The sequence below is a fragment of the Blautia sp. aa_0143 genome (assembly GCF_004167315.1).
Classification (GTDB): domain Bacteria; phylum Bacillota; class Clostridia; order Lachnospirales; family Lachnospiraceae; genus Blautia_A; species Blautia_A fusiformis.
The window spans coordinates 20,923-33,392 of sequence record NZ_RCXU01000003.1 but is presented as its reverse complement, the minus strand read 5'-3'; the positions used below and the strand labels follow the sequence as shown (position 1 = coordinate 33,392).

The window sequence follows — 12,470 nt, the reverse complement described above, 5'->3', positions numbered from 1 at the left end:
TTTTTATAAATTCTGTTCCGGCTTCTTCTTGCGCATATTGGATAGGGAGCGCTGTTCCTCGTAATCCTCCACTCTCTGTGGATAGAACAGGAGATGTCCGAACAGTGCCAGTGTGGTACCAAGACATACATCGATCACGGAGTGCTGCTTGATAAACATGGTGGACAGGATGATCAGAACAGAAAGGATCAGGGCTCCTCGCTGAAGCCATTTCCTGTCTTTCAGTGCCTGGCAGTGATGAATGGCAAAATAAACAGCCAGGGAATTAAATACATGGATACTTGGCAGGATGTTGGTGGGAGTATCTGTCCGATAGAGCTCGGCCACCAGTCGTGTAAAGATGTTGCTTCTGGGGAATACCGCAGGGCGGAGATACTGAACGTTCGGATAGATGTAGGAAACAACAAGGAAAACCGTCATTCCCATCATCAGGTTGAAGATCAGCTGGAAATATTCCTTTTTATTCTTATTGCGAAACAGGAAATACACAACCGTTATTACCACATATGGAAACCATAAAAGGTACGGAATAATAAAAATCTCGCAGAACGGGATCATATCATCAAAAACAGTATGTACAACATGGTAGGCTCGTACAGGCCGCTGCTCCAGATATCCAAACAGGATAAGATAGGCAACGAAATAGATTGCTATGATAAAACCGTGCCTGTATTTTTTTATTTTACTCAACATTTTGCCGCTCCTTTTCTTGAGGTATGGCTGATGTCAGCCTTAAGCTTCTTTTTTGTTAAGTATCTACCTGCTACTATAACACAGGCATTATGATTTTTAAAGGTTTCTTTTCAATGGTCACAGAAAATTCACGCTGGATTCCGCCGGATTCTCCGTCTTTATGCACAGGAAGGGAATGGGCACTTGTAATATGTACGTTCCTGCACTGTAAAATATGTACACCGCGAATGCGGGTATGTTTTCCCCAGAGAGCGCTCGGCAGGCAGAACAGCATTTTCAGCTTGGAGATTCCTTCAATAACGATCACATCCAGTAAACCATCCTCCGGACTGGCGTTTGGACAGAATTTAAAGCCTCCGCCTTCATATTTCTGGTTCATTACAGCCGCAAACCAAGTCCTGCTGAAGGTTTGTGGCTTGTTCCCGTCAAGTGTTATCGTGACCGGGGACGGAGTAAGGAAGAGAAATTGCTTCAGTGCCACCATAAGGTAGATGAGTTTACCCATATGGAGACGGTTGAGAAATTTTTTGCCAGGTGTGATCAGGACTTCCTGACAGATTGCCGCATCGTAGCCTATTCCTGCACTGATGCCGAAACGGTAGGAATGGCTGCCAAGGTGGAGAACAGGAACATCCATGAAAATGGTCCGTCTGTTCTCAAGAATAGAGCGAAGCGCTTCAAAAGGATCAAAGGGCAGGCCCATACTGCGGCAGAAATCGTTGCCGGACCCGACCGGGATAAATCCGAAAACAACCGAAGACAGATCAATGATCCCGGTAAGTACTTCGTAAATAGTGCCGTCACCGCCTACTGTTACCAGAGTTACCGGGTCCTCCGGTGTTCCGGCAGTACTGATCCTTCGTGCCAGTACTGTGGCGTGTCCCACATATTCTGTGAGAAAATACTGATATGAGATCCCCTGACTTTCCATGATGCTGCGAAGCCGGTTCCAGACATTACGTCCCTCACCGGATCTTGAATTGGGATTCACAATAAAAGAATACATAATAAAAAACCTCCAAACAACTCTCTGCTTTATCATAACATTGACGTTCGGCTTTTACAAATTAAAATTTCTTAAGGATTTCTATATTTTACATAAACTTAACCTTTTTTCTATGTTGGATTTTACGAATGCACTTTATACTTGCACGTATCAGATGAAAAATGAAGCTGGAGGAAAATTATGATATATCTTGTGGAAGATGATGAAAGTATCCGTGAACTTGTTGTATATACATTAAACAGTCAGGGTCTGGAGGCACAGGGTTTTGAACGGCCATCACTTTTCTGGAAAGCGCTGGAAAAAGAACTGCCTTCACTGGTGCTTCTGGACATTATGCTTCCGGAGGAAGACGGACTGTCTATTTTAAAAAAAATCCGTATCCGTCCGGATGTGCGGAAACTTCCGGTGATCATGCTTACTGCAAAAGGAAGTGAGTTTGATACCGTGGTAGGTCTGGACAGCGGTGCAGATGATTACATTCCGAAGCCGTTCCGCATGATGGAACTGATCTCCAGGGTACGTGCCCTTCTTCGGAGATCAGAGGACAATGGCGCAGAGGAGTATCGTATGGAAAATCTTTATGTATGTCCGGGAAGACATGAGGTAACTGTTGATCAGGAGCCTGTGAATCTGACACTGAAAGAATACGAGATGCTTTGTCTCCTTCTGAAAAACAGTGGTACGGTTCTTTCCAGAACACAGCTTTTAAATCAGATCTGGGGATATGAATTCGACGGGGAGAGCAGAACCGTAGATGTACATATCCGTACCCTTCGCCAGAAGCTTGGCCCGGCAGGAGATCTGGTGGAAACAGTTCGTGGAGTGGGCTATAAGATCAGCGGAAAATGTGCATGAACAGCTGCTGAGAGTAATATGAAAGTAAAGAGCATTTCGACGGAAAAAGGCTTCGGCCCTTTTCTGGACGAAGTGCTTTTTTCATGCTATAATAGTTGAACCCCGGAGCCATTAGGAAACAGGCTCCAAAGAGTAAGAGGTGAAAGAAAAAAATATGAAATCATTAGTAATTGCGGAGAAGCCATCCGTTGCCAGAGACATTGCCAGAGTCCTCCACTGCAGTCAGAAGGGGAACGGAACCCTGGAAGGAAAAGACTATGTAGTGACCTGGGCCCTGGGACATCTGGTAACACTGGCAGATCCGGAAGAATACGATAAAAAATATACCAAATGGGAGCTTTCCACGCTTCCCATGATGCCGGAGAAAATGAAACTGGTGGTGATACGCCAGACCTCCAAGCAGTACAATGCGGTGAAAACCCAGCTTTACAGGAAGGATATCGGGGAGATCATCATTGCCACAGATGCTGGACGTGAGGGAGAACTGGTAGCAAGATGGATCCTTGCAAAGGCAGACTGCCATAAACCTATTAAGCGTCTGTGGATCTCATCCGTAACGGACAAAGCAATCCGTGACGGCTTTGCCCACCTTAAAAACGGCCATGATTATGATGATCTTTACCGTGCGGCACAGGCCAGGGCGGAGGCGGACTGGCTGGTGGGAATGAACGGGACCAGAGCGCTGACCTGTAAATATAATGCCCAGCTTTCCTGCGGACGTGTGCAGACCCCCACCCTTGCCATGATCGCAAGAAGAGAGCAGGAAATCCGGGAATTTAAGCCGGAGGATTATTACGGGATCACTCTGCAGGCGGGAAATGTACGCTGGACCTGGCGTGACGGAAAAAGCGGAAGCCTCCGCACCTTTAAGAAGGAGCGTGCCCAGGAGATCCAGACAAAGGCAGGAAAAAGCAACCTTACCATAACAAAGGTTTCCAGAAAGCCGAAGAAGACCTATGCGCCGGGGCTTTATGACCTGACCACTCTTCAGAGAGAAGCCAATCAGAAATACGGCTTTTCTGCAAAGGAAACTCTGAATATCATGCAGAGGCTCTACGAGAATCACAAAGTCCTTACCTACCCAAGAACGGATTCCAGATATATAGGAAAAGATGTAGTTCCTACCATTAAAGAGCGTCTTCAGGCATGCGGGACAGGTCCTTATCGAAAACTTGCCGGTGCGCTGGTCAATAAACCGATCCAGACCAGTGCTGGCTTTGTGGATGACAAAAAAGTCAGTGACCATCATGCCATCATTCCTACAGAACAGTTTGTACAGCTGGATCATATGACCAACGAGGAACGGAAGATTTACGATATGGTAGTACGCCGTTTCCTGAGCGTGCTGTATCCGCCGGCTGTATATGAGCTGGTAAGCATGGAAGGAACTGCAGCAGGAGAAACTTTCGCTGCAAGCGGACGTATTGTAAAAAGTGCAGGGTGGAGAGAGGTTTATGAAGGCGGCTGGCAGGATGAGGATGAAGAGGAATCCGGTGATAAGCTGAAAGACCAGAAGCTTCCGGAGCTTACGGAAGGTCAGATACTTACTGTGGAAGGAGCAGCTCTTACAGCAGGCAAAACAAAACCACCGGCCAGATTTACAGAGGCCACACTTCTTGGTGCCATGGAAAATCCGGTTCATTTTATGGAAAGCCACGACAAAAAAGCGGCAAAAACCCTTGGTGAGACCGGTGGACTTGGAACGGTAGCCACAAGAGCGGACATCATCGAGAAGCTTTTCAACAGCTTTATGATGGAAAAAAGAGGCAATGAGATCTACATTACCTCCAAGGCGAAACAGCTTCTGGAGCTGGTTCCGGAAGAATTGAAAAAGCCGGAGCTTACCGCAGACTGGGAGATGAAGCTCAGTGATATTGCAAACGGAAAGCTCCGTCAGGATAAATTCCTCACAGGGATCCGTAAATATGCCTGTGAGATCGTAGATGAGATCAAAGGCGGACAGGGAACATTCCGCCATGACAATATGACAAACAAGAAGTGCCCTAACTGCGGCAAACATCTTCTGGCAGTCAACGGAAAGAATGCCAAAATGCTGGTGTGCGAGGACCGGGAATGCGGATACAGAGAGACAGTATCCAGGACCACCAATGCGCGCTGTCCGAAATGCCATAAGCGTATGGAGATGCTTCTGAAGGGAAAAGAAGAGACCTTTGTATGTCAGTGCGGCTATAAAGAAAAGCTTTCATCCTTCCAGGCAAGACGAGCCAAAGAGGGTGCAGGTGTGAATAAGCGTGATGTGCAGCGTTATCTTAAGAAACAGCAGAAAGAGGCCAATGAGCCGGTGAACAATGCATTTGCACAGGCGTTGTCAGGAATTAAACTGGATTAAATAAATTGCCTGTCCAGATATCCGGGGTTCGGATGAGCGGAGGACCGGATGCAGATACGTCGGTCGGAGAAATGTGTCTGGCAGAACAGGACAGCAGAAAGAGAGGAAAACGATTTGGGATTACAGGATGACAGAATGTCAGGAAATATTCAGGATATCGCAAGACTGATCACAAGACTTCTTCTTAAGGGAGATATGCCGCAGTATACACTTCCTGCAGCAGAGGCAGATTATACAGAGGCAGACCAGCTTTTTAAGAAGGTTATCGGACTTGCTGATGAGGGTGATATCAACGGAGCGGAAAATGAGCTTCTTATGAACATGGAGGAAGATGATCCAGATTATCTGGAGCTTGCCCTTACCTTTTATCTGCATCTCAATGATATGGACGTAGATTACCTGGATGATCACGATTATTCCAGGGAGGAGATCCTGGACGGGTTGAAAAGCCTGGCTGAGGACTGGGGAGTTACAGGACTGGAGGCACTTGTCTGATGCGGCGGGAGGTTACACTGGAGGAAATTTCCGACGGTCGTTTATACGAGGCAAATGACATGGTAAAGGCAGACTGTCAGGACTGTAAGGGCTGTTTTGACTGCTGTACGGGAATGGGAGATTCTGTTGTACTGGATCCGCTGGATGTATGGCGGTTAAGTCAGGGACTTCACTTAAGTGTGGACCAGCTGCTTGCCGGAAAAATAGAGCTTGGCGTCACAGACGGAAATATTCTGCCGCATCTTAGGATGACAGGGGCAGAGGAACGATGCGTATTTCTGAATAGCAACGGAAGATGCTCCATCCACAGCTTTCGTCCGGGCTTCTGCCGTTTGTTCCCGCTGGGAAGATACTATGAGGACGGGAGTTTTAAATACATCCTTCAGATCCACGAGTGCAAAAAGACCAGCCGCAGTAAGATCAAGGTCCGGAAATGGGTAGATACTCCGGATTTTCAAAATTACGAAAAATTTGTCTGTGACTGGCATTATTTTCTTCTGGATGTCCAGGCGGTTCTCTATGAGAGCGAGGACAGTGATCTGATCCGAAACCTGAACATGTATGTGGTGAACCAGTTTTACAGGAAGCCTTATGATGAGAAGCGGGATTTTTATGAGCAGTTTTATGAGAGACTTGCGGCGGGAAAAGAACTCCTGAGCCTTGGAGTGTGAAACAGACCAGGCAGCGAGGTGTCTGAGCTTACCTGCCTGAAAGTCTCTCGCGCGGAGGAAAGAAAGGATTTTTTGACATATGAACTTAAATCAGCTCACATATTTTGTGACTCTTGCCCAGATCGAAAATTATACCAGAGCAGCCAAGAGGCTGGATATAACCCAGCCAAGCCTGAGCCATGCGATTTCCAACCTTGAAAAGGAACTGCAGGTCCCACTTTTTGAGCGTCACGGAAGAAATGTGACCATGACCAAATACGGGGAAATGTTTCTGAAATATGTGCAGGACTCCTTACATATCCTGAATCTTGGTGTGGAGAGGATACAGGAAGCGGCAAGGATTCCGGGAGGAAGTATTTCCATCGGGTATATCCATACCCAGGGACGCAGATTTATCCCGGAGCTTGTCCGGGGGTTCCTTAATGAACAGGAGGGGAAGAAGATTGATTTCCGTTTTCAGAATGCAGCTACCGGAAGTCTGATCCGGGGGCTGAAGGAAGAGAAATTCGACGTGATCTTCTGTTCCCGGGCAGAGGGCGAGAAGGAGATCAGCTTTGTGCCGGTGTCAGAAGAAAAGCTGGTGGCTGTAGTGCCTGAGAACCATGCTCTTGCAGACCGAAATTCAGTGACCATAAAAGAGCTGGGGCAGTATCCGCAGGTGACCTTTACCCCTGCAAGCGGACTGTATTTTGTGATCCGGGAGCTTTTCGAAAAGGAAGGACTTTCACCGGAGACGGCCTTTGAGGTAGAAGAGGATGGTGCACTGGCAGGTATGGTGGCGGAGGAATTTGGTGTAGGCATTGTGCCGGATGTACCGGTGATCCATACACTTCCTGTGAAAATCTTAAATATTGAGAATCTGCACTGCCGTCGTTACATATACATGGGAATGATGAAAAACCGGTATCCAAGTGCGCTTGTGGAGCAGTTCCGGGATTATATATACAAGCATTACCGGATCTATGAAGTGATACAGTAGAATCTTGGTGATAAAATTTTTGTAAAAAATCTCTGCTTCTGTAATAGGGCGGAGATTTTTTTGACACAGATCCTGGCGTGAATACTATAGCAATTCCATAAATTACTGCAAACAATTCAGTCCCTCATAGCGTGAAGTCCTGCGTCAGATATCTTTGCCGTGCCTAAAAATTATAAAAATAATCTATAGATCACATGCGTAAATTCAATGAAAATTTGGGTTGAGATAAAAATGACCAGTTGGTATAATAAGGACAGATACTTGATTTAAAGTGATAAAGTGATGACGGAAATCCGTAATAAAATGAACGAAGTAAAGGAGATATTATGAACCAGTTAGAAGTATTAAGAGAAAGCCTTGGACAGTGCGATGAGATCATCCTGGACGCACTCCTTATGAGAAACAGGATCGTAGAGGACATCATGGTATACAAGGAAGCTAACGATCTTCCGGTACTTCAGCCGGAACAGGAGGCGAAGCAGAAAGGATGGCTGGAAGCCAGAATGGAAGGCAGACGTCATAAGAAAGAGGTCAATGATGTTTTTGCAAGCATCACACAGAACAGTAAAAGAATCCAGTCCAGAAATCTTTTCAATTATAATATCTTCCTGATCGGATTTATGGGAGCTGGTAAATCTACGATCTCCGACTATCTGAAGAATGTTCTTGCCATGGATGTTGTGGAGATGGATCAGTGTATCGTGGAGAGACAGGGAATGAGCATTTCCGATATCTTTGAGACTTACGGTGAAGAGTATTTCCGTGAGCTCGAGACAAATCTTCTGATCGAGATGCAGTCCAGATCTAATGTTGTAGTATCCTGTGGCGGTGGTGTTCCGATGCGGGAGCGCAATGTTACCGAGATGAAAAAAAATGGCCGTGTTGTACTTCTGACTGCAAAGCCGGAAACGATTCTGGAACGTGTAAAGGATAATCATGACCGTCCTTTACTTGAGAACAACAAAAATGTTTCATTTATCGCTGATCTGTTGGAAAAACGTCGCGCGAAATATGAGGCAGCAGCAGATATAGTTGTTGAGACAGACGGAAAGAGTGAGCTTGAGATCTGCGAGGAGCTGATCCACAGACTTCGTGAGGCAGAGGCAAATAAATAACTGCTGATCATAAAACAGAATAGTTTTACATATAAAAGGGACAGCTGTCCGATAAACCGTACAGAAACAGAACGGAGATCGGACAGCTGTCCTTTATGATATAAAAGATCCGGACCATATATTTGCAGATGAACAGATCGTTTAATTGGTCTTATAAAAAATCTCCCTCGAGGTTTCCTCGATCACAAATTTTTTAAAGGCTTCCACGACCGGCGGATGGTATACATCCTTCAGCATGGCCATGTAGAAATTCCGCTGCCAGCTTGGAGAGACAAGGGGCAGGATCTTAAGGTTCAGAGAGTGAAGGATCGGGATATCCGGTGCAATGCAGATGCCGAAATCATTGGCAACAAACCCTGCGGCAACCTGATCCTCATCGATCTCAAAAGCCACATCCGGGTACTGACCGATGCTCTTAAATAACTGGTCAATGATCTGGCGGAGACCGCTTCTCTTCTTGAAGATGATCTGCTTGTATGGAAGCGTTTCCTCCAGATGGATCTCGGATTTCTCAGCAAGAGGATGTTCCGGCGGAACGATGACGACCAGATCCTGCTTGGCAACCGGAATAAATTCGATCAGTGGTTCGTCGTCAAATTTGGAACAGAAGCCGATATCGTATTTCTTCTCTTTCAGTCCGGTGAGGATATCGCCGGTAAGAACCTTATCACAGAACAGATTGAAATGGATCTGTTTTCCCTTATTGGCATTAAGAAAGCTGCGGATGATCTTTGGCATAAAGTCAACACCCAGAGTTCTGAGAAAAGCCACATCGATCTGTCCTTCTCCCTTTCCTGCAAGCTGGAGACCGTTTACGGAGGAATCCAGCCGGTTCAGGGTTTGTTCCACATCCTCCAGAAAAGACTTGCCATATTTGGTGAGAGAAACATTCCGTCCGTTTTTTTCAAATAATTTCACTCCAAGCTCTTCCTCCAGAGAAGAGATCGCGTGACTTAGGCTGGGCTGTGTGATGGCCAGAACATCCGCAGCTTTTGTATAATGTTCCAGATGAGCCAGTGTCACGAAATAGCGAAGATGATACAGATTCATTTTTCAATACTCCTTTCGTAAGTTTATCTGAATGTTTTACTTCGAACAGATCCCCGGTAAGTCTGACAGACATAAGAGATTTGCCGGGCCGTATGCAGTGACGGCGGCAATACGGCTGAATATGTTTTATATAGTATAACATGATATATTGATAAAATCTATGGATTCTCCTGGTACAATCAATTTGTTTTGTATTTAACAAAGTTATATAATGCTTATAGAAAAAAGATACAAAATAATTTAAAAAAAACAAATAAAATTATTTAAATTTTCAGGAGGAATTATCATGTCAAAAGAATTTCCAATCACAATCAGTTCCTGGACACTGGGAGATCAGTGCAAATTTGAGGACCGTGTAAAAGCTGCCAAAGAGGCTGGCTATGAGGGAATCGGCCTGAGAGCAGAAACCTACGTAGATGCCCTGAATGAGGGACTTTTCGACGAGGATATCCTGGCGATCCTGGATAAATATGAAATGAAGGTAACAGAGGTTGAGTACATCGTGCAGTGGGCAGAGGAGCATCGTTCCTATGAGCAGAAATACAAAGAACAGCTCTGCTTCCATATGTGTGAATTATTTAACGTAAAACAGATCAACTGCGGACTGATGGAGAACTATTCCGTAGAGTACACAGCACAGAAGCTTCGTGAGCTTTGCCACAGAGCAGGCAAATACATCATCGGTGTTGAGCCAATGCCATACAGCGGAATCCCGGATGTGAAAAAGGGCTGGGCTGTTGTAAAAGCTGCTGACTGCGAGAATGCGAAACTGATCCTTGATACATGGCACTGGGTAAGAGCAAACCAGCCAATCGAGCTTTCCGTACTTGAGGGAATCCCGGCAGACAAGATCGTATCCATCCAGATCAACGATGTATGGGAAAGACCATATGCAACAACGATCTTAAGAGATGAGTCCATGCATGACCGTCTTGCTCCTGGAACAGGAATCGGAACAACAGTACCGTTCGTAAAAATGATCAAAGAAAAAGGCATCAGACCAAATGTCATCGGCGTAGAGGTTATCAGCGATGCAAACCTTGAAAAAGGTATCGAGTATGCTGCAAAACATACATATGAGAACACAAAGAAGGTACTGGAAGAGGCTTGGCCGGAAGTACTGTAATTAATATAAGAAACTAATATTTCAGACGGGCCCCTGTTTCCGACGTCATACCGGTGACAGGGCGTTACCGTGAAAGAAACAAAAAGATTGTTTCAAAGGAAAGGAGAACGCATATGAAATTCAATGCGATGTTTCAGCCGATCGAGATCGGTCCTATGACAGTAAAGAATCGTTTTGTTGTTCCGCCAATGGGAAATAACTTTGCAAACACAGACGGAACAATGAGTGAGCAGTCCGCTGCATATTACAGAGAAAGAGCAAAAGGCGGATTTGGTCTGATCACTATCGAGGCTACTGTAGTTCACAAGGGCGCAAAGGGCGGCCCGCGTAAACCATGTCTTTATGACGACTCTACGATCGAGAGCTTCCGCAAGGTTATCGACGGATGTCATGCAGAAGGAGCAAAGGTGTCCATCCAGCTTCAGAACGCAGGTCCGGAAGGAAATGCAAAGAACGCAGGAGCACCGATCACAGCAGCAACCAGTATCCCGTCAGTGTGCGGCCGTGATATTCCGAAGCAGCTTACAACTGAGGAAGTTTACGAGCTGATCAAAGGCTACGGTGAGGCAGCAAGAAGAGCAATGGAAGCAGGAGCAGATGCTGTTGAAATCCATATGGCACACGGTTATCTGGTAAGTACCTTCCTCTCTCCGAGAACAAACAAGAGAGTGGATGAGTTTGGCGGATGCTTTGAGAACCGTATGCGTTTCTCCCGTCTGATCATCGAGGAAGTTAAAAAAGCAACACAGGGAAAAATTGCAGTTCTTGCAAGAATCAACTGTGCAGATGAGGTTCCGGGCGGACTTGATGTCCACGACAGTGCAGCGATCGCAGCATATCTGGAAAGTTGCGGACTGGACGGACTCCATGTATCCCGTGCCGTTCATATCAAGGATGAGTTTATGTGGGCACCGACTGTTATCCACGGTGGATTCTCTGCAGCAGAGGTTGAGGAGATCAAACGTGCGGTAAATATTCCGGTGATCACAGTTGGACGTTATACAGAGCCACAGTTCGCAGAGCTGATGGTAAAAGAAGGAAGAGCAGACCTTGTAGCATTCGGACGTCAGAGCCTTGCAGATCCGGCTATGCCGAAGAAAGCACAGGAAGAGCGTCTTGAGGATATGACTCCTTGTATCGCCTGTCTTCAGGGCTGTGTTGCAAACATGTATGCAGGAAATCCGGTATGCTGTCTGACAAACCCGTTCCTGGGTCATGAGGCAGAGCCGCTTGAGAAAGCGGAAGAGCCGAAGAAGGTTATGGTTATCGGTGGTGGTGTTGCAGGACTTTCCGCTGCATTTATCGCAAAAGAGAGAGGCCATGAGGTAACACTTTATGAGGCAGGAGATGTTCTCGGCGGAAACATGAGACTTGCTGCATATCCGCCGGGAAAAGGTGACATCACAAACATGATCCGCAACTACATCCATCGCTGTCAGAAGGATGGCGTTAAGATCGTGATGAACTGTGAGGTAACTCCGGAGCTTATCAAAGAAGAGAAGCCGGACAGCGTGATCATTGCCACCGGTTCCAAGACTCTGATCCTTCCGATTGAGGGAATCGACAATCCGGCTATCATCCACGGCTCTGACCTTCTGGATGGCAAGAGAGCAGCAGGCAAAAAGGTTCTCGTTGTCGGCGGTGGAATGGTTGGATGCGAGACAGCTGCATTTTTAGGCGAGCAGGAGCATGATGTAACTGTTATCGAGTTCCGTGATACCGTAGGTGCAGACGTGATCCACGAGCACAGAGTATATCTGATGAAGGATTTCGAGGACTACGGAATCAAGGAGATCACCGGAGCAAAGGTATGCAAATTCTATGAAGACGGGGTAGAATATGAGACCGCTGACGGAGTACGTCACGAGTCAAGAGGATATGATTCTGTGATCCTTTCCATGGGATTCCGCAACTACAATCCTCTGGAAGAGAAGATCAAAGACCTTGTACCTGAGACACATGTGATCGGAGATGCTATCCGTGCAAGACGTGCACTGGATGCAACAAAAGAGGCTTATGAGGTAGCTTCCAGGATCTGATCTGCCAATCTATCCAATAAACCGGACAGTACAAAAATTAAAAAGATGACCTGTCAGACACCGGAGAAAATATATCCGGTGTCTGACAGGG

Annotated in this window: 11 protein-coding genes; 8 read left to right on the top strand and 3 right to left on the bottom strand. The window is 46.2% G+C overall.

Features of this window, described 5'->3' with window-relative positions:
- Positions 1-3 precede the first annotated feature (3 nt).
- Together EAI83_RS01915 and EAI83_RS01910 are read right to left on the bottom strand one after the other, a co-directional pair.
- Entirely contained in the window at positions 4-693 is a 690-nt protein-coding gene (locus EAI83_RS01915; RefSeq protein ID WP_129974534.1) for a phosphatase PAP2 family protein, read from the bottom strand.
- 73 nt (positions 694-766) lie between these two features.
- On the bottom strand, positions 767-1,699 hold the full coding sequence (locus tag EAI83_RS01910; protein WP_059085371.1) for a diacylglycerol/lipid kinase family protein: 933 nt from the start codon (positions 1,697-1,699) through the stop codon (positions 767-769).
- A gap of 180 nt (positions 1,700-1,879) precedes the next feature.
- On the opposite strand from EAI83_RS01910, the gene EAI83_RS01905 reads away from it, so the two are divergent.
- The 6 genes from EAI83_RS01905 to EAI83_RS01880 all read left to right on the top strand — a co-directional run bounded on the left by EAI83_RS01905 (position 1,880) and on the right by EAI83_RS01880 (position 8,164).
- Positions 1,880-2,554, top strand: a complete 675-nt coding sequence (locus tag EAI83_RS01905) for a response regulator transcription factor (RefSeq protein WP_021652293.1) — start codon at positions 1,880-1,882, stop codon at positions 2,552-2,554.
- A 154-nt stretch (positions 2,555-2,708) separates the two neighbouring features.
- Positions 2,709-4,904: a DNA topoisomerase III gene (locus EAI83_RS01900; protein WP_021652294.1), complete on the top strand. Its 2,196-nt coding sequence runs from the start codon at positions 2,709-2,711 to the stop codon at positions 4,902-4,904.
- Positions 4,905-4,952: 48 nt separating this feature from the next.
- Entirely contained in the window at positions 4,953-5,399 is a 447-nt protein-coding gene (locus EAI83_RS01895; protein WP_015527020.1) for a DUF6483 family protein, read from the top strand.
- A complete protein-coding gene (locus EAI83_RS01890) occupies positions 5,399-6,070 on the top strand; it encodes a YkgJ family cysteine cluster protein (protein ID WP_021652295.1) in 672 nt (223 codons plus the stop codon). Before EAI83_RS01895 ends, EAI83_RS01890 begins: the two co-directional genes overlap by 1 nt.
- 79 nt (positions 6,071-6,149) lie before the next feature.
- The gene (locus EAI83_RS01885; protein WP_015527022.1) at positions 6,150-7,049 is read left to right on the top strand and encodes a LysR family transcriptional regulator; all 900 of its coding nucleotides are present in this window, start codon (positions 6,150-6,152) and stop codon (positions 7,047-7,049) included.
- A gap of 326 nt (positions 7,050-7,375) precedes the next feature.
- Complete coding sequence (locus tag EAI83_RS01880) at positions 7,376-8,164, top strand: shikimate kinase (RefSeq protein WP_021652296.1); 789 nt, start codon at positions 7,376-7,378, stop codon at positions 8,162-8,164.
- A gap of 141 nt (positions 8,165-8,305) precedes the next feature.
- Here EAI83_RS01880 and EAI83_RS01875 read toward each other — a convergent pair whose 3' ends face one another.
- On the bottom strand, positions 8,306-9,214 hold the full coding sequence (locus tag EAI83_RS01875; RefSeq protein WP_021652297.1) for a LysR family transcriptional regulator: 909 nt from the start codon (positions 9,212-9,214) through the stop codon (positions 8,306-8,308).
- A gap of 286 nt (positions 9,215-9,500) precedes the next feature.
- On the opposite strand from EAI83_RS01875, the gene EAI83_RS01870 reads away from it, so the two are divergent.
- Positions 9,501-10,340 (top strand): sugar phosphate isomerase/epimerase family protein, encoded by an 840-nt coding sequence (locus EAI83_RS01870; protein WP_129974533.1) that lies wholly within the window; start codon positions 9,501-9,503, stop codon positions 10,338-10,340.
- 113 nt (positions 10,341-10,453) lie between these two features.
- Positions 10,454-12,379 (top strand): FAD-dependent oxidoreductase, encoded by a 1,926-nt coding sequence (locus EAI83_RS01865; protein ID WP_129974532.1) that lies wholly within the window; start codon positions 10,454-10,456, stop codon positions 12,377-12,379.
- The last annotated feature ends 91 nt before the right edge of the window (positions 12,380-12,470 follow it).